Source organism: Chitinophaga pollutisoli (assembly GCF_038396755.1).
Classification (GTDB): Bacteria; Bacteroidota; Bacteroidia; order Chitinophagales; family Chitinophagaceae; genus Chitinophaga; species Chitinophaga pollutisoli.
The window spans coordinates 5,990,724-6,015,600 of the sequence record NZ_CP149822.1 but is presented as its reverse complement, the minus strand read 5'-3'; the positions used below and the strand labels follow the sequence as shown (position 1 = coordinate 6,015,600).

Here is a 24,877-nt window from a genome sequence, read left to right as displayed (position 1 = left end):
GATGTAAGTTTTAGAAAGACAGGTCTACGCCCAACACCATGCTCCTGGGATTGGGAAGGTTGGAAGAAACGATGCCGGAGTTGGAAGCCGCTTCCGGATCGAAGCCGATGTATTTGGTTATTGTAAACAGGTTCTGCGCGGCCACATACACTTTGCAGCGGGTAATGGTAGCCATGTCCAGCAACCTTTTCGGCAGCATATACGCCACCGTGAGGTTGCGCAGGCGCAGGTACGAAGCGTCGTAAATGAATTGCGTGGAAGGACGGTAATTCCAGTCCGCCGTTTTGCCGGCTCCATGAGGGCCTGCAACGGCGCGGGGAACGTCCGTCACGTCGCCGGGCTTGCGCCAGCGTTTGTTCACGACATCGAATTTGTTGGGCATCACGCCGAACCAGTCGAGATCGTAGTTGCGGAGGGATTGTTCGTAGTAGTCGTAGATCTTGGTACCCACCACATAAGAAAACAGCGCTTCCACGGACACACCTTTATACCCGGCCGAAAGCGTTGTACCGCCGGTAAATTTGGGAAGGGCGATGGGCACGAAGATGTAATCTTTTGCGTCCCATTTACCATCCTTATTCCGGTCTTCATAGATCATATCCCCCGTATTGGGATCGACGCCGAGAGAATTATACACCTGCACGGAGCCTACCGACTGCCCAACGCGCGCCTGCGATTGCGGGCCGCCAAAGATGAAGGTGCCGTAACTCAGCACGGAGTCGGAGAGGGCGATGATCTCGTTGCGGTTAAAGTTCAGGTTGGTTTCCACTTTCCAGCTGACGAGGGCATTCCGCGCACTGGACACGGCCAGCTCCAGGTCGAAACCTTTGTTTCGGATATCCCCGATATTGAATGGCAGCGACTGCGCACCGAACTCCCAGGGTATATTGCGGATGCTGAGCAGTCCGGTGGTAGATTTATTGTAATAATCGGCCGTCAGCGTAACCCGGTTGTTGAACATGCCGATGTCGATGCCCGCATCGAATTGTTTGGTTTCTTCCCAACGGATGTTCGGGTTGCCAACCTGGTCGCGGGCGCGGAGCGCGGGCTCACCGAGATTGGAGGTCGCCTGCATGAGGTGTTGCGTGGCGAAGTTCGCTACCGCGCGGATGTTGCCGCTGATACCGTAGCTGCTGCGCAGTTTTAGGAACTGGAACAACTTCTGGTCCTGCATGAACCCTTCCTGCGCCAGGTCCCAGCCTGCGGACACGGAGGGGAACCAGGAATACCGGTTGTCTTTACGGAGTTTGGAGGACCCGTCGGTACGTAGGCTTGCGCCCAACATGTACTTGTTATCCCAATCAAACGAAAGCCGGCCGAAGTAAGCCTCTGATGTTTCGAGGGAATTGCCGTTCAGTGAACCGATTGCGCCCGTACTGCCATAAGCGGAACCAGCGGCGCCGCCGGTGATCACATCCACCCGCGGGAACCCATTGAGGTCATAACCCCATCCGTTATTCTCGATGCTGTAGAATGTATATCCCGCGGTTCCTGTCAGGCCCAGCTTGTTCCAGCGGTTGGTATAGGTGAAATAGCTGTCGAAGTTGTAATTGAAGTTATCCGAACCACCCGTTTTCAGGTAGCCATTCTGGAATTTACCCAGGTAGCCGAGCGGCGACTGGTAATCGCGGTTGAAAGTGTTGTATTTGTTGGCGGCGAAAGCAGAGCGGAATTGCAGGTTCTTGTGCAGCTTCAACTCGGCAGCCAGGTTCCCGAACCAGGTCTGCGTGCGGTTCTTGTTCCTGTTCTCCATCATTTCGCCGAGCGGATGGTTCTGCTGTCCTATATAATACCCGAGCGAGCCATCAGCATTGCGCACCGGTTCCTCCGGCGTGTCCGGACGGGCGTTGAAGGCGCTCACGAGGGGGTAGGAGTTGTCTTTGCTCACCGACTGCGTCAGGTTGATATTCCCCATGAGACGGAGCCAGTTGTTCACCTGTTGCGACACGTCGATTTTGGCGGTATAGCGTTCGAAGCGGCCGGTACCGATGGCGCCGGTTTCGGCATAACGGCCCAGCGACATGTAATACGTGGATTTCTCGCCGCCGCCGCTCATGCTGGCCTGGATGTTATTCAGCGGTGCATTGTGATTTTTCACCCGGTCGATCCAGTCGGTGCTGCGGTCTGCCATTTTAAGATCGGCCACCTGGCTGCTCAGCCTGTTCCGCTCGTTTTGCAACTGGCTGATCTGCACGGGGGTGAGGCTTCCGGGGTTGGCCAGCTGGGCGTCGATGTCGGTAATCCGGTTGTTGCGTGAATCGTTGAATGCGGAAGCGTATTCCGAAGAATTGAGCATGCGGCGGGTGGTGGGCACGTTGTTGAAGCCGGTGTAGGCATTCACGGAGAAATACGGTTTCTGGCCGTGTTTCCCTTTTTTGGTGGTGATGATGATCACGCCGGAAGAGCCCCGTGCGCCGTAGATGGCGGCGGAAGCCGCGTCTTTGAGCACGTCGATGGTCTCGATGTCCTGCGGGTTGATGGAGCTGAGCGAGATGCCGGGCCCTTCCATCACCAGTCCGTCGATAACGATCAGGGGGTTGGCGTCCTGCGCGCGGGCGGATTGTACGCCGCGGATCTGGATATTGGGCGTGGAGCCGGGAGCGCCCGAGGTGGAAGCGACGAATACGCCGGGAATGCGGCCCTGGAGGGCTTTACCCACGTCGCTGACGATATTGTTCTCCGGCGCCAGCTTGCGCGAATCGATGGAGGAGATACTGGTGGTAACGGCGGTGCGCTGGCGCGTGCCGTACCCGATCACCACCGGCATTTGGAGCATCTGGGCGGCGGTGGTCAGCATAATAGGCCGCATTACGGCGGTAGCCGGTATCAGCACCGATTCGAACCCGATCGAGGAAATCCGCAACTGGGCGTTGGCGGGCACCCGCAATTCGAATTCCCCTTTATCGTTGGCGGTAACCCCGCCGGAACCGTTGACCACCCTGATGGTGGCGCCCGGTATCGGTGCCTTCGTCAGCGAATCGCGCACCGTACCCTTGATAACCTGCTGAGCGTAAGCGCCCATGCTTAACATACAGGCAAGGAATAGCAGATAGACATGTTTCATAATCACTACTGTTTGGAAGATGATTGGTTGAAGACTTGGTTGATTATTTCTACCGGTTGATTTTTAACGTATGCAAACTAGCCTCATGACCGCTCCAAAATAATCCGGCCACGCCATTCGGGAAGCCAAAACTGTACGTACCGGCTTGCGGCAGGTACATTCCGGCAATGTGCGGGGATGAAAAATAATTAGCCTGTAAAGCCCTGTTATAGCGTATCTTAGCTTCGTATGACACCCGCTAAAACATACAGGTACTGGATACATCTCGCCATCTGGATGGCCCTGATCTTGCTGTACATCTTCCCGATGCTGAAGGGGAATATCAATAGTCCGCTCGGCCTCCGCTACACCCTCAGCCGGTATTTCCTGTACGGGTTCCTCAATTTCAACCTGTTTTACATCCTGGCGTTCTTCGTGCTGCCCCTCCATGCCCGAAAAGGCGCGGGGCGCACGGCGCTGATCGCATTTACGGTGATCCTCGGCGCCTGCGTCATCAAATACGCCGTAGGGCATCTATTCCCGGACGAAATCCTCCAACTGGGCATCGCCATGATCGGGTTCAAGAAAACGTACCATACCTTCTGGAGCTATGGCCGCCTGAGTTTGCAGACAGGCCTGCTGGTGGGCTTGGCGGCGTATGCGTATTACGTGATCCTCATGTGGCGGGCCGGCGACCGCGAAAGCCGGCGCCTGGAGCTGGAAGCCGCCGCCGCGCGCAAACAGTTCTCCCAGATGCAGGTATCCACCGGCCTGCTCCTGCGCAAACTCAAAGCCATCAAATCCATGCTCGAAAACGAAGAGAAACGGGAAGGCGAAGGCGCTGAAGCCATCCTCCAACTTTCCGAGCTACTGCGCTACATGCTCTACGATAAGGGCGTGAAGCTCGACAAAGCCCCCCTCGACCGGGAGCTTTACTATTTTAACATCTACCTGAAACTGCATAACCGCCTCTTTCCCCGCCAGCAGGTGAGCCTGCACATGACCGGCCCCACCTCCGGCCGGTACGTGACACCATTGCTGCTCCAGACCGCAGCGGAGAAACTGCTCGCCCGCCAACACAACGGCCTCCCGGTAGTGCTCCGGCTCGATATCGGCAACGACGCGCTGGAACTCAGCTCCACCGCCAAAACAACTTTCCTGCAACGCCTCGCACACCTGCTGCCGGGTTCCGGTGAATTCCGCCGGTTTAAAACACCGCTCTATGCAGGACCGGCCTGACCGCTTTTACCGCCTCCGCGAGTTCGCCGCGTTGCTCGCGCTCTGGATGTTCCTCATGTATGGCATCTCCCTGCTGGGAATGCCGAAGATGTTCACGCCATCCACCTTCCGCTACCTGCATATCAACCGCGGGGTATTCGGCTTGCTGAATTTCGGGCTGTTCTATATCGCCGTCAGGCTGGTATTCCCGCAATTCCTTTCGTCGCGCAAATGGGGCCAGCTCCTGCTGAAATTACTGTTGCTTTTCACCGCGGCCACACTCATTAAATGGACAGTGGCCGACCGTTTTTTCCGGGAAGAAATCCTGCAGGGAGGTTACCGCAACGGGCAGCCTTATTACAGGGATTTCTGGAGATACCTGCGCACCGAAATCTGGACCAATGCCATGGTGGGCTGCGCCGCTCTGGCATATGTACTCTTCTTCGCATGGCTGGCGGAAGATAAAAGGCGGAAACAGCTCTCGCTGCAAAAACAGGACGCCGAATTCGCCATCCTGAAAATGCAGCTGAACGCGCATTTCCTCATGAACAGCCTCAACAGCATCTACAGCCTGGCGCTGGTACGTTCCCCCCAGGTGGTGGACGCCGCGCAAACGCTGTCGCAGATACTGGAATATATGACCGAACAGCCGCCGGTAGCGGGATACCGCACCCGATTGTCCGACGAGCTGAAATACCTGGAAGATTTCATCGCCATGCAACGGTTACGGACCGGCTGCCAGGATTGCGTGCGGATGCGGGTTACCGGAGATCCGCAGGCGCATGAGATCGCGCCGCTGCTGCTGGTGCCTTTCGTCGAAAACGCTTTCAAGCACGGTGTGGCCAACCGGCCGGAGCAGCCCGTGGAAATATCACTGGAATGCGGGGACGAAGGGATCGGATTTACCGTGCATAATTTCAAAACCCGCAAGCGGAAAGACCAGTCCGGCGGTATCGGCCTGGTAAACGTCCGGAAGCGGCTGGAACTCGTGTATCCGGGCCAGTACGATTTGTCCGTCAACGAAACAGAAAACGAATATTCAAGCACACTGCAAATACACTGGGACAATGGGCATTCAATGCATAGTGGTGGACGATGAGCCGCTCGCCGTACAGGTTATCACGGAATTTATCAGGAAAATGCCGGAGCTTTCGCTCGCAGGCACTTTCAACAACCCGCTGGAAGCGCTCGCCTTCCTGCGCAGGGAGCCTTCCGTCAAACTCGTTTTCCTCGACATCCAGATGCCCGAGCTTTCCGGCATCGAATTCATGCAGCTGCGGCAGCGCGGCGTAGACGTGATCATCGTATCCGCTTACGACGAATACGCCGTCGACGGTTTCCAGTACGATGCAGTGGATTATCTCCTCAAACCCGTTCCCTTCGACCGTTTCGTGAAAGCCGTGCAGAAGGTGACGGAGAAACATCCACTGCAGCCGCCGGTTCCGGCACAACCGGATTTTATCTTCATCCGGACCGACAAGCGGATCATCCGGCTTAACTTCAGTGAAATCCTGTTCGTGGAAGCGCTGCGCAATTACGTCGCCATCCAAACGGCCAGCCAGAAAATCCTCACATTGCAAAACCTCCGCAGCTTCGAGGAAGCCCTGCCGCCACGGCAGTTTATCCGCGTGCATAAATCCTTCATCGTGGCTATGAACAAAATCGACAGCGTGGAAAAGCAGCGGATTTTCATGGGCCAGCACATGGTTCCTGTTGGCGATACGTACGTTAAACAGTTCTACGAAGCGATGGGTATGAGCTGAGCCATAACTTTTCCGCGGCTCGCCTGTTAATAGAGAACGATGCCGACATTCCCTTTACAATCCGCAAAAGGCCGCAGCGTGATGGCCGCTTCGATCCTCGCTTCTTCCATGGCGTTTATCGACGGCACTGCGCTCAACGTTGTACTGCCAGCGCTCCAGGAGCAACTGCAAGCCACGGCGGCAGGGCTATTCTGGGTCCTCAACGCCTATTTGCTCATGCTGGCGGCGCTCATCCTTGTGGGCGGCGCGCTCGGCGACAGGCTCGGCCGGAAGCGGGTATTCATGACCGGGATACTCGTTTTCATCGCGGGGTCGGCAGCCTGCGGCCTGGCGGGCAATGTGGAGCAGCTGGTGCTGTTCCGCGTGTTGCAGGGCGGGGGCGGGGCGCTTATGATCCCGGGAAGCCTGTCGCTGCTGTCGTCTTCCATCAACGAAAACGAACAGGGAAAGGCGATCGGCACCTGGTCGGCTTTCACAACGCTGGTGACCATGGGCGGGCCAGTGCTGGGAGGCGCCCTCGCCGACGCGGGGCTGTGGCGGTATATCTTTTTCATCAACGTTCCTATCGGCCTGATTTCCCTGTTCATCCTCCGCCGGCATGTGCCCGAACAGCGCGACGAATCGGCTGCCGGTGGGATCGATTATATGGGCGGCGTCTTAACCGCGCTCGGGCTCGCGGCGCTGACGTTCGGGTTTCTCCGGATGCCGGAATACGGCATTTCGCACTGGCAATCGTGGGGAGCCCTTGCAGCCGGTGTTCTATTGCTGGCCGTATTCGTCCGGGTGGAGATGCAATCACCCCATCCCATGTTGCCCCTGCATCTATTCCGCAACCGCACGTTCTCCGGCGCCAACCTGCTCACTTTTTTCCTATATGCGGCCATGGGCACCGGTATGCTGTTCGTTTCGCTCAACATGGTGCAGGTACAGGGTTATAGCCAGCTGCAATCGGGGCTTACTTTCCTGCCGTTTACCGTCCTCATGATCCTGCTGGCAAGGCCCGCGGGCAGCTGGGCGGATAAAACGGGGCCACGGCCGTTTCTCGTTGGCGGTCCGCTGCTCGCGGGAACGGGTTTGTTCCTGATGTCGCTGGCGGGAGAAACAGGCGGGCCTTCCCATTACTGGACCACTTTCTTTCCCGGGATTCTTGTACTGGGGCTGGGCATGTCGCTCACCGTGGCGCCGTTAACGGCCACAGTCATGGGTGCGCTGCCTCCGCAGCTTTCCGGAACCGCGTCCGGCGTCAACAATGCGGTGACGAGAATTGCCAGCGTGTTTGCCACCGCCATTTTCGGGGCGCTGGCCGTGTTGCTGCTCGCCAAAGACGTGCGGCAGGGGTTGGAAGGATTGACGATGAATGATGGAGTGAAATCCGCCGTGGTAGCAGAAACGGTCAACCTGGGCAATGCGCATCCGCCGGGTGGCGTGCCGCGGGAGCTTACTTCAACCGTGAAAGCGCTTTACAAAGAAGGTTTTATCGCGGCCTACCGTAAAATACTGCTTATCTCGGCCGTTCTTGGCTGGCTGTCGGGCCTTATTGCCTGGTGGATGATTCCCGGGAAAGCGCAATTCCGGAAACGGCCGTCAGCCAGCGGCTGAAAGTGGCGCTGACCTCCGGAGTGCCTTTTCGGTAGGGCCTTCGAAAGACATGAGGTTTGTCAGCTCCTTGATTTTACTGACCCAGGCTATCCAACCCCGCCAGTCATCCATTTTACAAACCAATCTTTTTTGTCCCAATAAGGCCAGGTCCGACAGGTCCTGCACGCCTTTCGTTTCGGACTGCAGGCGCCGGATGGCCACCAGTCCCATGGCATGCAGCATGTGCACCGTTTGTGCGTATTCCTTCTTTCTCCCGGCCGGGTACGGCAACCGCAACAGCGCCTGGTTGAAGCGGGCGCTTTCGGCCATAAACCGCTTTTCCAACCTGCCGTATCGGCGATGAAGAATGGGAATTGTATAGATGCCCGCACGGATGTTTTCCCAGATGCTGAACACATCGCTGGTGAGTTGCATCAAACCCGCCATGGGAAAAGCGAGCGCCGTTTCCCCGGGAGCAGGGTAACAATCGAATGCCGTGTAGAACAGCAGCACGGCATGATAACTTTTGTGATAAGTGATGCGGAACAATTCCGCTTCGCTGATGTCCGCATCCTGCTGCCTGAGCGACTGCTCCCGCCAATAGCACACATCCCGGAATTGGGCGGATATTGCCGCAGGGTTGGCAGCTTGCGACAACAAGCGGAGATAAGCCTCCCGAAGCAGCGCCTCGCTTTCGTTACACGGAACAAATGCGTTGGGTTGGTTGGTCAGTTCGCTGATGCGGCCATTGCGTGAAGGGTTGTTGCAAATTTCGTCGAATAGCGGTGTAATGACGGAAAGCAACGTTTGCCGGATTTGTTCCGTCTCCGTAAGCTGCCGGCCCTGCATGCGGGCCAGGGCGCCGCAAACCACAAAATGAGCGATTTCCTGGTAATGGTACATGCGTTGAATGAGCGGCTGGGGGAGAATGGACGGCGCTTCCGGCAAGAGGCCCGACAGCGTTTCCTGCAACCGCCGCCGCATCGCGGAACGTTGCCGGCGCATCCGGATATACAACCGGAGCAAGTGAAAAGACGTTTCCGCCAGGGGTACTTCAGGGTATGTCATAACGGATAGGGATATAGGGATTCCGTCCTCCAAAATAACAATTTCCCTTATCTGCTGGTAGTAAAAATCATCGAAACCCGCAGCTATTCTCCATCAACCGCTCATTTTCAATACATAACGTTTATCCGCCGCCATATACCCGTAACCTGTATGCAATAAAAAGCCCCCCGGACTTGCCGGAGGGCAGTGTTCTCATGGTATGTCCGGTTAATTGTTCACCCAGGATTTGTTGTAAGCCGCCGCCACGATATCGTACAGGTCGCGCCAGCCGTCTTTGACAGAATTCACGCCCAGCGCCAGCTCCACTTTTGCAGGCAGTTTGATGATCAGCGTCTGGCTGCCTACGTCACCGCCGTTCAGGCCTTCTTCCTTATTGCGGTTCACATACAGGGCACCGTCGTGGCCGTAAGCCAGGCCCCCTTTTACCGGGAAGCGGGCCACCCATCCGAGGCGGTTGTTATCCATCAGCGCGCGTTCCTCGGGCGACAAGATATTGTCGGAATGGGTGAGGTAGACGATTACGCGGGCCATTTCCATCGTCGTCAGCACCCATCCGCCGCCGCCGCATTTGTTGGACCAATCCCCGAAATCGCTGCCGATCAACCGGTAGGGCCCTTCGGTCATCATCATCGACATTTTTCCCGTTACCGGCGCGCAGCCGCGGGCAGGGATGCCGGCTTTTGAAAGTACGTGCAGGTTCACCAGTCGCATGTATTCCTGGCTCATCCATAACTGGAAATCAGCGGCCGGCAAGGACAGTTCACGCTGCCGGAATTTCGCGGAATCATGCAGCTTGGGAAGGATCGCGCGGAACAATGCGAAATTGATGTTGGAGTATTCGTACGATTGAGGCGCCGTAATGGGCGAAGCCGCCGTTGTCATCAGCGAAGACCATTCCGTAGCGCTGCCGCGGATGCCGGATGTGTGCGTCAATAATTGCTTGAACGAAAGTTTTTTGATGGTGTCATGTACCGCCCAGGAAGCAGGCAGCCACGCGCCGATCTTCGATTCGATGGTAACGTCTTTCTGCAACATGTACTGCACAACGGTGGCGGCTGTCAGCGTTTTGGTGACGCTTGCGACGTTGATGAACATATCCAGGTCGGATTTGGCGCCGCCAACAGTGGCGATCCCATATTCCGCTGTGTCCGCCACCTGTCCGTTTTGCGTAATGGCGAACTGATACCCGCGCGCCCCGGCGAGTGCGGCTTTCAGGTTCTTTTTAAATTCAGCGGTACTGAAATACGCGTCGTTCGACTTGATGGGCATTTCTTTCTCGCAAGATGCAAGCCCGGCAAGGGTCATAGCGGATACAGCAAGCGTTTTGAAGGGTTTGATAACGTGTTTCATTTTTGAGGTTTTAACAGTGATGGCACCAAAGGTAATAGCGCACACTTCCGCGGGAGGCGGCCGTTTCATGAAACCTCCTTCCGGGTTAACGGAAACTGCGAATGGTTTCATGGCAGATCACGCCAGTCATCAAAAAACTCCTCCGCGAAAACGCATAAAAAAATCCACCCGGCAACATCCGGGCGGACGAACCGCATGCTCCGCACCGTTCACATTATGGCAAAGTGGAAAGGTTGACATTCGGCGCCACGCCCAGTGCAGGTCGTGAGAACGTTGAACCGTAGGCGGTAGACGTCGCGAAATACCCGCCGTTCCGCAGATAGAAGCTGCCTGACTCCAGTCCGCCCGCATAGTCGCGTCGCTGGTCGTTGGTACCGGTAGCGTCGATCGTGAAACGGCCTCGCGTCAGTTCCACCCAGGTACCGGCGGTATTGCGTATCCATTGATTGTTGTACCGCACTTTCCGCCCGAAGTAGCCGCGGGTGTCGATGAAGTTTTCGAGGAAAGAATGCGCGCTGGTGTACCACGAAACGGTGTTGGGCCGCTTCCAGGTGGCGATGAAGCGCCAGGCCGAAGTTTCCGGCGTATAGATCCAGGACGAATACAACGTGGCGCCGGTACCGTCGGGCTTGATCTGGGTGAGAAAACGGTATGTAGTACCGGCCGTCCAGTTGAAGAGCAGGTAGCTTTGTCCGCCCGTACCCTCGCCGCCAAAGGTATTGTCGACCACATTGGGGCCTTTGCGCACGAGGGTGGTGGTACCAACGGACGGATCCCAAACGGAGAAAAGGACCCTGCGCTCTGTAGCGCTGTTTACCTGGATGCCGAAATATCCGCCGGAGAAACCGTTGCTCATGAAGTAGGAGCCGATATTGTCTTCCCCTGCGGGGACGGTCATTTCGTTATAGAACCACTCGGCCGTGTTCCCTGCGGGAATAGTGTAGCCCATATGGACGGAGGGGCCGCGGCGGCTCCAGTAGTAATTGGCGGGATCATTGGCAAACACCACGTCGCTGGCCGTGGCAGCTCCGCTGATGATGACGTCTGACACATCGCCGAAATAGCTGCCCGTTTTGGAAATGCCCTTCAGGTCTACCCGCACATATCCCGCGGCGGCAATGGTAACGGAGCCAATGGCATGCGTGGCGTAGGAAGAGCCGGTAATGGTTTTGGTGAAGTTTGTGCCGTTCACCGTCACGCGGATATTGCTGGTACCTGAGGGCACCTTGGCGCGGAGGGACACGTTCAGCGTACCTGTTTGCGCCACGCGGAACCAGACGCTGGTAATGCTGTTGGCGCTGGTCCAGTTGCCGAGGCCGTTGCCGGTGATCACTTCCGCGCCGCCGGAGGCCAGCGTGGTTACATAGCCGTTTCCGGCCAGGGGCACGGAATAGGAGGAAGCCGGAGGGAGGGCAGACAGGGATTGATCGGGTCGCAACGCAATGGATGCTTCGGTTTTTTCCTTGCTGCAGGAACCGAACAGCGCGCTCAATGTAAGGGCGCAACCGCTCAGCAATAACTTGATTTTCATGATTTTGGCAATTTTGGGTTTCGGATAAGGTAATTGATAACTAAAGAGTAGCCGGGTTACCGGTTGGAGCATGCAACACATTAACAGGACAACGCCGGTGGCGAAAAGGGGCTATGAGGTCAACTATATATCCGGAAAATCATGAAAAACGGGCTATTCCCCGTATTCGATGATATCAGGGTATCATCCTCCTGCTCACCCATGCCAACCTGGACGTCAAAACAAAACACCCTCACCTCGCCGAAGCGGCCGCGGCCAGCAATGCCATTCACCCCGCTCAATTCGCTACCCTCCAGGATAAGCTCTCCGTTTTTCAAAACGGGTACCAGGTATATGGAACGCAGATCTACACTTCGAAGCTGTCCGCCAGCGGACGGAAAATGTACGATTCCGGACATTCTGACCTACTCAAATTCTCCCAAACCCGCTCCCAGAAAGACTCCTGAATTATGGCAAGGTGCTTGCCCCGATCCGGCATATCATTATCATATGGTCAGGAATTACATCAAGGTAGCTACTGGGCGCCTTCGCCAATTGATGCTGTTGCTGTCGCGCGAATTTCTCGTGCAAATCTGCAACGTGGCCGTCATCGCCATACCGGTTGCCTGGTACGGCTTGCATCAATGGCTGAACGGCTACCCTTACAGCATGGACTTGTCGTGGTGGGTATTTGCCCTGGCAGGAACTTTCACGCTTGCGATGGCTTTGCTGACCGTTAGCTTCCATTCGCTGAAAGCGGCGTTCACCAATCTCATAAAATCTCTTCAATCCGAATAAGCTATCCAACAGAATTTTAACACCTACGCCTGTCTTCGCGACAGGCGTTTTCTTTTGCCGACAGTACAGGACGGCCTCCTCCCGCCAGCGCCTTATATTGGGGAAAATTAACGCCAGATGTACCCGAAATACGCCATTCCCGCCCTTTGCCTGATGTTGACGGTCTTTACGGCGGTTGCACAGCAAAAAGCCCCTTCCGGTTTATTGTGCGACCTGCTCGCGTTCCCGGAGCTTCAGGTAGAAAACGGCTATCCGGTGCCCCCTGAATTCCCTCACCGCGGCGGCGCGCCCTTGCAGGAAGTGCGTATCGGTAACAGGCAACCGGCGTTCAGTTGGATCATTCCCGTGGCCAGCCAGCAATCTGCCTACCAGATAATCGTTCGGAGCAGCGATGGAAAAGAAGTATGGAATTCGGGGAAGACGGCTTCCCGCCGGTCGGTAGCCGTGGATTATGCAGGCACGCCGCTCGCCGGAGACGCGGTGTATTACTGGCAGGTGAAATTCTGGGACGAAAAAGACCAGGAAAGCGACTACGCCACCCCGCAACGCTTCCGGATGGCGAAAAACATAACGGCATACAATACGGCCAGGTACCCATTGCAGAAAACGGACCAGCAGCCGGTGACCATCCGGCAATCGGATAATACCTGGCGCGCGGATTTTGGGAAAGATGCATTCGGACAATTGCGGCTTACGTTGACGAGCAGCACCGGGAAGGATACGGTGATCGTCCGCATGGGAGAAGCCCTCCGGCCAGACGGCAGCATTCATCCCCGGCCCGGCGGCACGATCCGCTTCCAGGAGCATCGTTTGCCGCTGCTGGCGGGCACGCATACCTACCGGGTGCGCATCCGGCCGGATGCGCGCAACACGGGCGGGCAGGCCGTCCTCATGCCGGATTACATCGGCGAAGTGCTGCCGTTCCGGTATGTGGAACTGAGCGGGTATGAAGGAAATCCCGGGAAAGAAGGACTCGTCCGTTCGATAGTACATTATCCCTTCAACGACGAAGCCGCCAGCTTCGTGTCGTCGGACAGCACGTTAAACGCAGTATGGGAATTGTGCAAATACAGCATGAAAGCGACCACCTTCGCGGGAGTGTATGTAGACGGCGACCGGGAACGGATCCCTTATGAAGCAGACGCTTACATCAACCAACTGGGACATTACGCGGCCGACCGGGAGTTTTCGCTGGCCCGGTATTCCCACGAATACCTGTTACACCACGCTACCTGGCCCACGGAGTGGATTTTGCAATCGGTGCTCATGGCCTGGCACGATTATCTTTATACCGGCGACATCCGTTCCGCCCGGTATCATTATACCGATCTCACCGCCAAACTCCTCCTCCCGTTGGAAGATGCCAACGGCCTCATCAGTACTCGCACCCGCAAGCAAGACGCAGCATTGCTACGGTCCATCCATTTCAAGGGCGACGGCATCCGCGATATCGTAGACTGGCCGCATACCGGCATCCTGGGGCTGGGGAAGGCGGAAGGCGGTGAAACGGACGGGTTTGTATTCGAACGTTACAACGCCGTCGTGAATGCCTGGTATTTCCATGCGTTGCGCGCCATGTCGAAAATGGCGGAGGCGACCGGCAAAAGCGAAGACGCCAAAGCGCTGTCGGCAAGGGCGGAGAATGTGCGCAAAGCTTATCGCAAAACGTTCTTCGATCCCAAAAGGAAAATTTTCCGCGATGGCGACAGTACACAACATGCTTCCCTGCATGCGAACATGTTTGCATTGGCGTTTGGGTTGGCCGATGAAGCGGACCTTCCATCCCTTGCAGCTTTCATCCGTTCCCGCGGCATGGCCTGCAGCGTGTACGGCAGCCAGTTTCTCATGGATGCGGTGTATGACGCGGGTGATGAAGCATATGGTTTATCACTCCTCGCATCCCGCTCGGAACGAAGCTGGTACAATATGATCCGTGCAGGCAGCACCATCACCATGGAAGCCTGGGACAATAAATACAAACCGAACCAGGACTGGAACCACGCCTGGGGTGCGGTGCCGGCCAACATCATCCCGCGTCGTTTGATGGGAATCGAACCCCTGGAGCCAGGTTTTTCCGTTTTCCGGGTGAAGCCTATGCCCGGCGGTTTACAGCATGCGTCGCTGCAATTGCCGACTGTCCGCGGCAATATCAAAATGGCGTTCAGGCAGGAGGGAGGAACGTTTTTCCTCGACCTGGAAATCCCCGGGAATTCCGCCGCGGAGGTACATATTCCGAAAGCGTTTACCGGGAAAAATTACAAATTGCGGGTGAACGGAGTGGCCACCAAACCCTCGCGCAACGGGGCCTTCACATTGCGCAGCGGACAATATGCCATCGTAGCCGGCAAATAGGGGGTGTAACGTTTTCCGGTATGCATATGGGTACGATGATGTTGACACCCTTAATTTACGGAATTTCGGAAAAAGGGCAGGGGCGGAAAAAAGATGGACCTTCTTTTTCCGCCCCTGTGGCAATTTATGGAATAGTCAGGTTAAGCGACGGATGCAATTGACACGCGCCTGTTGGCCGGCCTGAAGTACCAGGAAATCACGGTGAGGATCACGGCAAAGAGCGAAGGGAATATCTGCGCCATTCCGTCACCGGAAATGATGTGGGAGATCACCGCGCCCGACATGGCGAAGAAAAACCCGGCATAGGCCCATTCTTTCACAATGGGGAATCCCGGCACGAGCAGGGCGATCACCCCGAAAATTTTCCAGACGCCAAGGAGGGAAACGAAATAGGCGGGATAGCCCAGGTGCATGATGCCGTCTACCGACGCTTTTACCTGCAGCAATTGGAAAATTCCGCCGGAAAGCATGCCTAATGCCAGCCAGATGGTGGCGATCCAGTAAATGATTTTGTGAGACTTTTTCATAATGATGCTGTGTGTAAGTGTGTGTGTGTGATTCGGTGGCCAGGTTAAGGAAGCGCGGATCAGTCGTCGAGCCCTTTGCCATCAAGGATTTGCGGGATATATTTCTCGACGCGTGATGCGCGGGTTTTCGCTTGTTTGGCGGATGAAAAATAGAGCAGGTATCCCCGTTGCCTCCCGGGCGTGAGGGTTTTGAAAGCCTGCCGGAGTTTGGCGCTTTTGTCGAGCGCGATCTGGAATTCTTCCGCCACAGGAAAGTCTGTGCTCTTTTTGTACTGCGGTTGCAGGCCCTGGCTTTCGACCTGCATCGCGTCCTGGATATAGCTTTTGATGACGTTTTTCAGCTTATTAATTTCTTTCAGTCCGGTAAACCGCAGCTGGCGGCCGATCTGTACGTTTTCCGTTTGCTGCACCAGCAATCCATGCGGGTCGCTCATGAGGGAACCTTTGAAGAACAGCAATGCGCAGTAATCTTTGAAACCGTGTATGAGCACCAGATTGGTATTTTGGTACACATAGCAGGGGTTGCCCCACTTCAGGGTTTCGGTGAGCTGGCAGTCGAGGCAAATGTTGCGCAGCGCATCAAATTCTTCCTGCCATTTGTCGGCCCGGCCGATGAAAGCATCCACTTTGGGATTCATGATTGCGTGTGCCATGGGGATTATTTTAGCTTGTTAACAACTTCCTGCAGTTTGTTGTGCGCCATATTGATGCCTTGTGCGAAAGGGAGTTTCAGCATCTGGTCGCGGTCTTCCACGGATTTGAAGACGATCTTCATCACCAGCCGGCTCGATTGGTCCGTCAGCCCTTCGAACTCCAGGTATTCCAGCTGCACGGGGAAGGGGGTGTTTTCCATTTCGAAGGTGCGGGTGATTTTTTTATTGGGGACGAATTCATGGTATACGCCATTTGCGGAGAACACGACGTTGCCCTGGGGGTCGCTGGTCTGGAAGCGCCAGCCGCCATGTGCGCGGTTTTCCAGCTTCATGACTTTGGTGCCCATCCATTGTTCCACGATTTCAGGTTCTTCGTAGGCTTTGAACAGCAATTCGAGCGGCAGTTCGAAGTCGCGGGTGATAACCACTTCCTGTTTGCCCTCTTCAGCGGAGAGTTTGGTTTTTCGTTCCATAAATTACTATTTTTTGGGTGTATAATTCTTCATGATGGCTTCCAGCTTGTTAAAGCGTTCTTCCCACATCTGCCGGAATGGCTCGATGAAATCGGCTATTTCCTTCATTTTTTTAGGATTGAGATGATAAATCACCTCCCGGCCGTTCTGCTGCGGCTCCAGCAGTTCGCATTCCGTGAGGATCGCCAGGTGCTTGGAAACCGTGGGCCGCGCCGTGTCGAAATTGGCGGCGATCGCGCCTGCGGTCATGGATTGGGAGGCTACCAGCAGCAGGATGGCCCGCCTGGTCGGGTCCGCGATAGCCTGGAAAACGTCTCGTCTCAGATTCATCGTGTAGCTATTTGACTACAAATATATACGTAGCTATTTAACTACACAAATTTATTTTGCCATATGGCTACATAATTTTTCATGATGAATAGAAGAGATTGAAAATCAATCTTATGCCGGAGAATAACGTTTGCAGTATGTATATAAAGCAGGGGTAATGAAGGGTTATAGAGTATTAACTACTTACATACCAGTAGGTTACAGTATACTCCCACGTACCCCATATACCTTTGATATACAGTAACCCTTCTGTATACCCGGAGTATCCCTTCTTTACCCATACAGTAAGGCTGGGAATAGAACGGTTCTTCCTGCCAGGAAGCCCATCTATAGGTCCTGTCGCGCCACAAATAGACGCAAACTATTTCATAATAGAATCAATCAATTCTGTTTATAACATTAACCATCTACTTTTACCCCTGAACATCGGCCCTTTGAAATTGTTCCTTTTAATACGCTAAACTCTTTTTAACATGGGGAAAGAATCCAACGACATCAGCAAATGTCCGTTCCACAACGGAAGCCTGAAACACACGGTAGGCGGCGGCGGTACCAGGAACCGCGACTGGTGGCCAAACCAACTCAAGCTTAACATCCTGCGCCAGCATTCGTCATTATCCAACCCGTTGGACAAAGACTTCAACTATGCCAAAGCTTTCGCTTCGCTCGACCTGGAAGCGGTAAAAAAAGACCTCACTGCCCTGATGACCGATTCGCAGGACTGGTGGCCCGCGGATTTCGGCCATTACGGCGGCCTGTTCATCCGCATGGCCTGGCATAGCGCGGGTACCTATCGCGTAACCGATGGCCGCGGAGGCGCAGGCTCAGGGCAGCAACGCTTCGCGCCCCTCAACAGCTGGCCCGACAACGTAAGCCTCGACAAAGCCCGCAGGCTCCTCTGGCCCATCAAACAGAAGTACGGCAACAAACTTTCCTGGGCCGACCTGCTCATCCTCACCGGTAACGTTGCACTGGAATCCATGGGCTTCAAAACCTTCGGTTTCGCCGGCGGCCGCGAAGACCGCTGGGAGGCCGACGAAGACGTATACTGGGGTTCCGAAACCACCTGGCTTGGCGGTGATATCCGTTATGCCGACGGGTCAGAAGGCGTGGCAAAAGAACACGGCGTCGTATCTTCCGACGATAATGCCGACGGACATCCCCATAAATCCCGCAATCTCGACCCCCCTCGCAGCAGTGCAAATGGGTCTTATCTACGTAAATCCCGAAGGCCCCGATGGCAATCCCGATCCCATCGCCGCCGCCAAAGATATCCGCGACACCTTCGGCCGTATGGCGATGGACGATGAAGAAACCGTTGCCCTCATCGCAGGCGGCCACACCTTCGGCAAAACACACGGCGCCGCACCCGCCACACACGTAGGCGCGGAACCGGAAGCGGCCGACCTGGCCCTGCAGGGCCTCGGCTGGAAAAACAGCTACGGTTCCGGCAAAGGCGCGGACACCATCACCAGCGGCCTCGAAGTCACCTGGACCACCACGCCCACCAAATGGAGCAATAACTTCTTCGAAAACCTTTTCGGTTTCGAATGGGAACTGACCAAAAGTCCCGCCGGCGCCCATCAATGGGTCGCGAAAGACGCGGACGACATCATTCCCGACGCATACGACGCCAATAAGAAGCATAAACCCACCATGCTGACCACAGACCTGTCGCTGCGTTTCGATCCCATTTACGGGAAGATTTCCCGCAAATTCCTCGAAAACCCCGACGCCTTCGCCGATGCTTTCGCCCGTGCCTGGTTTAAGCTCACGCATCGCGACATGGGGCCGCGCGCGCGGTACCTCGGTCCCGAGGTTCCTTCCGAAATCCTCCTCTGGCAGGATCCCATTCCGGAAGTGGACCATCCGCTCGCTGATGCAAAAGACATCGGGGACCTGAAAGCGAAAATCCTCGCTTCCGGCCTGAGCGTTTCCGAACTGGTGACCACCGCCTGGGCTTCCGCTTCCACCTTCCGCGGGTCCGACAAACGCGGCGGCGCCAACGGTGCGCGCATCCGCCTGGCGCCCCAAAAATTCTGGGCTGTCAACAACCCGCCGCAACTTCAGAAAGTACTGGGCAAACTGGAAGAAATCCAGCAAGCGTTCAACGCAAATGGCGGTAAGAAAATCTCCATGGCCGATCTGATCGTGCTGGCAGGCTCCGCAGCCGTGGAAAAAGCCGCGAAAGACGCGGGCCGCAACGTGACCGTGCCCTTCACACCCGGGCGCATGGATGCTTCGCAGGAGCAGACGGACGTGGAATCCGTTGGTTTCCTCGAACCCATTGCCGACGGTTTCCGCAACTACCGCAAGAGCAACTTCCCCGTGTCCACCGAAGAACTACTGGTCGATAAGGCGCAATTACTTACGTTATCCGCGCCTGAGCTCACAGTGCTGGTTGGCGGCCTCCGTGTACTCGGCGCCAATTTCGACGGTTCGAAATACGGCGTATTCACCGACCGCCCCGGCCAGCTCACCAACGATTTCTTCGTGAACCTCCTCGATATGGGAACAGCATGGAAAGCGACGTCCGACAGCCGGGAGATTTACGAGGGTACCAACCGCGCCACAGGACAGGCGAAATGGTCCGCCACGCGCGCTGACCTCGTATTCGGTTCCAACGCTGAACTGCGCGCCATTGCGGAAGTGTACGGCAGCAGCGACGGGCAGGATAAGTTCGTAAACGATTTCGTGGCGGCATGGACGAAAGTGATGAACCTTGACCGCTTCGATCTTCAATAACGGCAAACATTTCATACCATAACGCAGCAGCCTCCGCATGGGGGCTGTTGCTGTTTTTGGCCGGTACATATTTACCCGCGAAAGGGGTAGATGGCATTAAAACATGAAAACACAATCAACCAATCACCAGGCTGGTTGCCCGCTTCCGGAGCCCCGCACATCCCGCGTTCAACATGATCAACCCCACACTCATCACCGCCGAAACTGCCAGCAGGGATTCGAAAATAGCAGGTATGGGAATATAGAAAAGCGCCCCCACGCTCTGGACCGCCAACAACAATTCGTTCATCACCACGCCGGCGGAAAACATCAGCAAACCCAACCGCGCGGCGCCATACACCGGCAAAATACCCTCCGCCACCACAAGCCCTATCAGCAACAAGCTCACACCCACCAGCAACACCAGGTGCAGGTAAGTGATAACGACCGTCCGCGAACCAAAAGCCAGCGTACTCAGCGCCGGATCGGCAGAGGCGAGCTGTAACAGGATTTTCAGGGTGAAAGCCAGTCCTGCCGTGAGCAACAACGCGCCCGGGAGCCAGGACAATTGTGCTGCGATGCTTTGGCGGACCAGGAACAGCCCCCGCAGGAGGATAGCAAGCCCCACCACCTGCGCTACTGCGGTGGCCGCGATGAACAGCGCGACAGGTACGGGCAGGTTGAGCCACAGCACGGATAAACCGTATGCGGGCAGGCAGCTGTACGCGAACAACTTAAACATACCGCTTTCACCCGGCAGCACGATGCCACGCCCATGAAGGTAATGGATGAGCAGGCCCATGCAGGCGAAGAAGAACCAGCCGTTATATTGGAAATGCAGGTACCAGTAGATCGATCCGAGGTAAGCTTCCTGGTTGGCGGTATGCGTGGCCATGAGGTAACTCAGCGAAAAGGTGCCCCCGGTGGATATCACATTCCAGATGAGTGCGGCCTTGAACCAGCGGCTTCCCGGGAAGGAGGGGACGCTGCGCAGCGCGTTGAAATACAACCCTGCGAACAGGAAAGAAAGGAGCACCGAAGCCGTGGAGAAAGTGATGGACCACAAAGCATAACCCTGCAGCGTAAACGAGATCAGCATCCCATATGCGCTCACCAGCCAGGCCACCAGCAGCCGGTGAAATTTACGGCTGTACGAAGCAGGAACTTCTGCAGGGAGCGCGCGGAGCATCAACACCATCAGCATGAGCGACACCCAGCCGCCGAAGGCGAAGTGCGAATGCGCGTGCAACAGGTATTTCTGGTTGAAGAAAGGGAGGGAGAAAACGATCTTGTAACGCATCAGCAATCCCCATAACGACACCAGCAACAAATTCCCCAATCCAATGCGCACCCACGCCGCCACCCGCTTTTCACTTATTATAGTATTCATAGACCAGTTATATTGATACCACAAAAATACATCGAAAAGGACTGAATTATCCTTTATTAAACGGGAATTACCCCGTTCTGACAAGTATCATCAACCGGTCAGCATACAATAACCGCGGCTTCCTTCCGGTATGACAAAAATCATAAAAGATAATTGAGGATATTTTTGTCCTTTATTATACGATTCCTATCTTTGTGTCATAAATCTGCAAGATGCTATCCCGGGCATGCGAATATGGAATCAAGGCGGCGGTTTACCTGGCGCAACGTTCGAAGGAAGGACAGATGTCCAACGTCCGCGATATCGCCGAAGCCATCGGATCGCCGGTGGCATTCACCGCCAAAGTGTTGCAGCAGCTCGCCAGGAAAGGGCTCATCAGCTCCATGAAAGGAGCGAAGGGCGGCTTCTTCATCGAAGCCCAAACCCTCCGCCACCTCAACCTCTGCACCATCGTAAACGCCATCGATGGCAACGGCATCACCGAAAACTGCATGCTGGGCCTCAGGGAATGCTCCGAGAAAAATCCCTGTCCCGTCCACCATCAATACAAACACATAAAAGCCGGCATCATCAAAATGCTCAACGAATCCATGGTCAACAACCTGACCATCGACGTGGAAAAGAAATTGTCGGTACTCAAAAACTGATTTTAATAGCTATATAAAGGACAAATCAATCCTCTTTAACAAAGTCAACCTGCCAACATGTCGAAAAAACAGGGCAGCGCCGGAATGCATGGGTATTGTGGGATGGTGGCGCTGCTCTTTTTCAAACAGGTTCCGCTCAGTATCCCTGACCGTATCACCAACTAAATCCATATATATGCTCACAAAAAGCAGCGCCCGGATATTTTTTCTCGGGGGTACGATCGTTACGTTCGTCATATTCATCGGCTTATCGTGGCACTCCCTCAGCAATGAGGTTCCGCAGAAAACACATGAAGAGAATATCACGCCCTCGGTGATCGCCGGCAAGCAACTCTGGGAAAACAATAACTGCATGGGCTGCCATACCATCATGGGTGAAGGCGGGTATTACGCGCCGGAACTGACCAAAGTCGTGGAAAGAAGGGGAGAAGCCTATATCAAAGCCGTTCTTTCCTCCAAAACGCCCTGGCAGCCCAGGGGCCGCAAGATGGTGGCTTACGGGTTCAACGACCAGCAGGTGAAGGAGCTCACCGACTTCCTCAAATGGGTTGGCGAAACGGACCTCAACGGCTTCCCGCCCAAACCGAAATACAAAACATCCATCAACACGAAATAACGATATCCAATGAAATACAAAAGTCAACAGGTCGCCTACTGGTTCTTCGCGCTGGCCATGCTGCTGCTGGTGCTCCAGATCGTTTACGGCTTCATCATGGGATTCGCAAGGGTCGGGCACGACGTCCTCCACGATTTCATCCCCTTCAACACCGCCCGCGCCGTGCATACCAACCTACTCGTGGTATGGCTCCTCACCGGGTTCATGGGCGCAGCATATTACATCATCCCCGAAGAGGCGGAAGAAGAGCTGGTGAGCGTGAAATGGGCCTACGTGCAGCTGATCTCCCTCGCCCTCGTTGGCGTTGCCGCCATCGTGGGTTATCACTTCAACTACTGGGAAGGGCGCAAGTTCCTGGAAATCCCCCGGCCGCTCGATTACCTGGTGGTCGTCAACGTCCTCCTCTTCCTCGGCCTCATCCTCACCACCTTATTCAAAAGTAAAAAACGTACCACCACCTCGCTGGTCCTTACCATGGGCCTCGTTTTCGCCGCACTGCTGTACCTGCCCGGCATGATCTGGTTCGACAACCAGACCATCGACTCCTTCTTCCGCTGGTGGGTGGTGCACCTCTGGGTGGAAGGCGTGTGGGAGCTTATCCTCGGCGGTATCCTTTCCTTCCTGCTCATCAAGCTGACGGGGGTCGACCGCGAGGTGATCGAAAAGTGGCTGTATGTGATCGTGGGGCTCACCTTCATCTCGGGCATCCTCGGCACGGGGCACCACTATTACTTCATCGGCACCGGCAAAACCTGGCTCATCATCGGCGGGATCTTCTCCGCCCTGGAGCCCCTGGCGTTTCTCGGCATGGTGCTCTTCGCCATCGCCATGTACCGCAAGGGCGAAAAGAAACATCCCAACAAAATCGCCCTCAGCTGGACCATCGGCACGGCCATCGTGGCCTTCGTGGGCGCGGGGGTACTGGGCTTCGCGCACACCCTGCCGCAGGTGAACCTTTATACACACGGCACGCTGGTAACCGCCATGCACGGCCACCTCGCTTTCTGGGGCGCCTACGCCATGATCGTGCTCGCCTTCATCAGCTACGCCATGCCCAACCTCACCGGCCGGAAACTCTACGAATCCACCAGGGGCACCTATGCTTTCTGGCTCTCCAATATCGGCATGCTGGGCATGACGGTCGCCTTCGGCGTGGCCGGCGTGGCGCAGGTATACCTCGAACGGAAAATGGGCATGGACTTCGGCGACGTGCAAAACGAGATCAAAGTGCACTTCGTGGTGCTGATCCTTTGCGCATCGATGTTCGCCACGGGCATCATCCTCTACATCCTCGACTTCGTGCGGTACGGCCGCCCGACCACCGAAGCCCTGGAAGCCCCGCGCCCTGCCCTCAACTGAGAAAGATGAACTAAAACTTATACCATGAACAGGAATCAATTGTTGCTGGGAGCAATGGTCTGTATCGGCCTCCTGAGCAACTGTACGACGAAACAACAGACCGGCGGCAGGCAATCCGGCACTCCGCCTGCTGAAATGAAAGTATCCGGCGAAAGCCTCGCAGAACTTACGGCCCCGCCGCTGGTACCCAAGCCGGTCGGCAACCGCGAAGCCACCAAACTGATCGTTAACATGGAAATCGTGGAGAAGGAAGGGGAGATGGCTGACGGGGTGACCTACCTCTTCTGGACCTTCAACGGCACCGTGCCCGGCAGCTTCATCCGCACCCGGGTGGGCGACGAAGTGGAATTCCACCTCAAGAACCACCCCGACAACAAGCTGCCCCACAACATCGACCTCCATGCCGTGACCGGTCCCGGTGGCGGCGCCGCTTCCTCCTTCGTGGCGCCGGGCCACGAAGTGGTGTTCTCTTTCAAGGTGATCAACCCCGGCCTGTATGTGTACCACTGCGCCACCGCGCCCGTGGCCATGCACATCGCCAACGGCATGTACGGCCTCATCCTGGTGGAGCCGGAAGGCGGCCTGCCGCCGGTGGACAAGGAGTACTACATTATGCAGGGCGATTTCTACACCAAAGGGAAGAACGGCGAGCCCGGCCTGCAGCCTTTCGATATGCAGAAGGCGGTAGACGAGCACCCGGATTACGTGGTGTTCAACGGCAAGGTGGGTTCCCTCACGGGCGACAATGCCATCAAGGCCAACGTCGGTGAAACCGTGCGCCTCTTTGTGGGCAACGGTGGTCCCAACCTCGTGTCTTCTTTCCACGTGATCGGTGAGATTTTCGACAACGTGCATGTGGAAGGCGGCGACCTCATCAACAAGAACGTACAAACCACGCTGGTGCCCGCAGGCGGCGCGGCTATCGTGGACTTCAAGGTGGAAGTGCCCGGCACGTTCGTGATCGTTGACCACGCCCTGACGCGCACCTTCAATAAAGGCTCCCTGGGTATGCTCACGGTAGCCGGTGACGAGAACAAGCAAATTTATTCCGGCAAGCTAACGGAAGGAATTTACCAGCCCGAAGGCGGCACGATTCAAAAGATGCCCGGCGCCACGGCGCCTCCTGCACCGAAGGCCGCCAATATGGAAGAACGCATCGCGTTGGGCAAATCGGTCTACGCCAAAACCTGCCTCGCCTGCCACCAGGACAATGGCGCCGGTATCGCCAACGCCTTTCCGCCGCTCGCTAAATCCGACTATCTCAACGCAGATGCCGGCAGGGCGATAGACGTGGTGCTGCACGGCAAGCAGGGCGAGATCACGGTGAACGGACAAAAATACAACGGCGTGATGCCCGCGCAGGTACTCTCCGACGAAGAGATCGCCAACGTGCTGACGTATGTATACGCCAGCTGGGGCAACAAGCAACAGGAAATTAAACCGGCCATGGTGGCCGCTAAACGGACGCATTAACCTAA

The 24,877-nt window shown here is 55.9% G+C and carries 21 protein-coding genes; 12 read left to right on the top strand and 9 right to left on the bottom strand.

Features of this window, described 5'->3' with window-relative positions; genetic code table 11:
• Positions 1-10: 10 nt before the first annotated feature.
• Positions 11-3,064, bottom strand: coding sequence for a TonB-dependent receptor (locus WJU16_RS25635; protein WP_341836205.1), 3,054 nt, complete (start codon positions 3,062-3,064; stop codon positions 11-13).
• Positions 3,065-3,292: 228 nt separating this feature from the next.
• Here WJU16_RS25635 and WJU16_RS25630 point away from each other — a divergent pair, with 228 nt between their 5' ends.
• The 4 genes from WJU16_RS25630 to WJU16_RS25615 are packed head-to-tail and all read left to right on the top strand — an operon-like array spanning position 3,293 to position 7,623.
• Positions 3,293-4,282, top strand: a complete 990-nt coding sequence (locus tag WJU16_RS25630; protein ID WP_341836204.1) for a histidine kinase — start codon at positions 3,293-3,295, stop codon at positions 4,280-4,282.
• Positions 4,266-5,360, top strand: coding sequence for a histidine kinase (locus WJU16_RS25625; protein ID WP_341836203.1), 1,095 nt, complete (start codon positions 4,266-4,268; stop codon positions 5,358-5,360). The genes WJU16_RS25630 and WJU16_RS25625 overlap by 17 nt, the downstream gene beginning before the upstream one ends.
• Positions 5,329-6,024, top strand: a complete 696-nt coding sequence (locus tag WJU16_RS25620; protein WP_341836202.1) for a LytTR family DNA-binding domain-containing protein — start codon at positions 5,329-5,331, stop codon at positions 6,022-6,024. Before WJU16_RS25625 ends, WJU16_RS25620 begins: the two co-directional genes overlap by 32 nt.
• A 39-nt stretch (positions 6,025-6,063) precedes the next feature.
• Positions 6,064-7,623 carry an MFS transporter gene (locus WJU16_RS25615; RefSeq protein ID WP_341836201.1) on the top strand — a complete coding sequence of 520 codons (1,560 nt, stop codon included), beginning with the start codon at positions 6,064-6,066 and terminating at the stop codon, positions 7,621-7,623.
• Here WJU16_RS25615 and WJU16_RS25610 read toward each other — a convergent pair.
• From WJU16_RS25610 to WJU16_RS25600, 3 genes are all read right to left on the bottom strand, one after another.
• Complete coding sequence (locus WJU16_RS25610) at positions 7,609-8,670, bottom strand: hypothetical protein (protein WP_341836200.1); 1,062 nt, start codon at positions 8,668-8,670, stop codon at positions 7,609-7,611. The two genes, WJU16_RS25615 and WJU16_RS25610, sit on opposite strands and share 15 nt — an antisense overlap.
• A gap of 207 nt (positions 8,671-8,877) precedes the next feature.
• The gene (locus WJU16_RS25605; protein ID WP_341836199.1) at positions 8,878-10,020 is read right to left on the bottom strand and encodes a serine hydrolase domain-containing protein; all 1,143 of its coding nucleotides are present in this window, start codon (positions 10,018-10,020) and stop codon (positions 8,878-8,880) included.
• Positions 10,021-10,234: 214 nt separating this feature from the next.
• On the bottom strand, positions 10,235-11,551 hold the full coding sequence (locus tag WJU16_RS25600) for a DUF3472 domain-containing protein (RefSeq protein ID WP_341836198.1): 1,317 nt from the start codon (positions 11,549-11,551) through the stop codon (positions 10,235-10,237).
• A gap of 489 nt (positions 11,552-12,040) precedes the next feature.
• Here WJU16_RS25600 and WJU16_RS25595 point away from each other — a divergent pair, with 489 nt between their 5' ends.
• Together WJU16_RS25595 and WJU16_RS25590 are read left to right on the top strand one after the other, a co-directional pair.
• Complete coding sequence (locus WJU16_RS25595) at positions 12,041-12,328, top strand: hypothetical protein (protein WP_341836197.1); 288 nt, start codon at positions 12,041-12,043, stop codon at positions 12,326-12,328.
• 117 nt (positions 12,329-12,445) lie between these two features.
• The gene (locus WJU16_RS25590) at positions 12,446-14,680 is read left to right on the top strand and encodes a family 78 glycoside hydrolase catalytic domain (RefSeq protein ID WP_341836196.1); all 2,235 of its coding nucleotides are present in this window, start codon (positions 12,446-12,448) and stop codon (positions 14,678-14,680) included.
• Between the two features lie 140 nt (positions 14,681-14,820).
• On the opposite strand, the gene WJU16_RS25585 is transcribed toward WJU16_RS25590, so the two are convergent.
• The 4 genes from WJU16_RS25585 to WJU16_RS25570 are packed head-to-tail and all read right to left on the bottom strand — an operon-like array spanning position 14,821 to position 16,663.
• Complete coding sequence (locus WJU16_RS25585) at positions 14,821-15,207, bottom strand: DoxX family protein (protein WP_341836195.1); 387 nt, start codon at positions 15,205-15,207, stop codon at positions 14,821-14,823.
• Positions 15,208-15,266: 59 nt separating this feature from the next.
• Positions 15,267-15,860 carry a DUF1801 domain-containing protein gene (locus WJU16_RS25580; protein WP_341836194.1) on the bottom strand — a complete coding sequence of 198 codons (594 nt, stop codon included), beginning with the start codon at positions 15,858-15,860 and terminating at the stop codon, positions 15,267-15,269.
• A 5-nt stretch (positions 15,861-15,865) separates the two neighbouring features.
• A complete protein-coding gene (locus WJU16_RS25575; protein WP_341836193.1) occupies positions 15,866-16,333 on the bottom strand; it encodes an SRPBCC domain-containing protein in 468 nt (155 codons plus the stop codon).
• A gap of 6 nt (positions 16,334-16,339) precedes the next feature.
• Positions 16,340-16,663, bottom strand: coding sequence for a helix-turn-helix transcriptional regulator (locus WJU16_RS25570; RefSeq protein ID WP_298717813.1), 324 nt, complete (start codon positions 16,661-16,663; stop codon positions 16,340-16,342).
• A 473-nt stretch (positions 16,664-17,136) separates the two neighbouring features.
• Here WJU16_RS25570 and WJU16_RS25565 point away from each other — a divergent pair, with 473 nt between their 5' ends.
• Entirely contained in the window at positions 17,137-17,973 is an 837-nt protein-coding gene (locus tag WJU16_RS25565) for a peroxidase family protein (RefSeq protein ID WP_341836192.1), read from the top strand.
• On the top strand, positions 17,867-19,408 hold the full coding sequence (gene katG, locus WJU16_RS25560; RefSeq protein ID WP_341836191.1) for a catalase/peroxidase HPI: 1,542 nt from the start codon (positions 17,867-17,869) through the stop codon (positions 19,406-19,408). Before WJU16_RS25565 ends, katG begins: the two co-directional genes overlap by 107 nt.
• 115 nt (positions 19,409-19,523) lie before the next feature.
• Here katG and WJU16_RS25555 read toward each other — a convergent pair whose 3' ends face one another.
• Positions 19,524-20,777 (bottom strand): hypothetical protein, encoded by a 1,254-nt coding sequence (locus WJU16_RS25555; RefSeq protein WP_341836190.1) that lies wholly within the window; start codon positions 20,775-20,777, stop codon positions 19,524-19,526.
• 212 nt (positions 20,778-20,989) lie between these two features.
• Here WJU16_RS25555 and WJU16_RS25550 point away from each other — a divergent pair, with 212 nt between their 5' ends.
• From WJU16_RS25550 to nirK, 4 genes are all read left to right on the top strand, one after another.
• The gene (locus WJU16_RS25550; RefSeq protein ID WP_341836189.1) at positions 20,990-21,424 is read left to right on the top strand and encodes an Rrf2 family transcriptional regulator; all 435 of its coding nucleotides are present in this window, start codon (positions 20,990-20,992) and stop codon (positions 21,422-21,424) included.
• A gap of 175 nt (positions 21,425-21,599) precedes the next feature.
• On the top strand, positions 21,600-22,040 hold the full coding sequence (locus WJU16_RS25545; RefSeq protein WP_341836188.1) for a cytochrome c: 441 nt from the start codon (positions 21,600-21,602) through the stop codon (positions 22,038-22,040).
• 9 nt (positions 22,041-22,049) lie between these two features.
• Positions 22,050-23,399, top strand: coding sequence for a cbb3-type cytochrome c oxidase subunit I (locus tag WJU16_RS25540; RefSeq protein WP_341836187.1), 1,350 nt, complete (start codon positions 22,050-22,052; stop codon positions 23,397-23,399).
• A gap of 24 nt (positions 23,400-23,423) precedes the next feature.
• Entirely contained in the window at positions 23,424-24,872 is a 1,449-nt protein-coding gene (gene nirK / locus WJU16_RS25535) for a copper-containing nitrite reductase (protein WP_341836186.1), read from the top strand.
• The last annotated feature ends 5 nt before the right edge of the window (positions 24,873-24,877 follow it).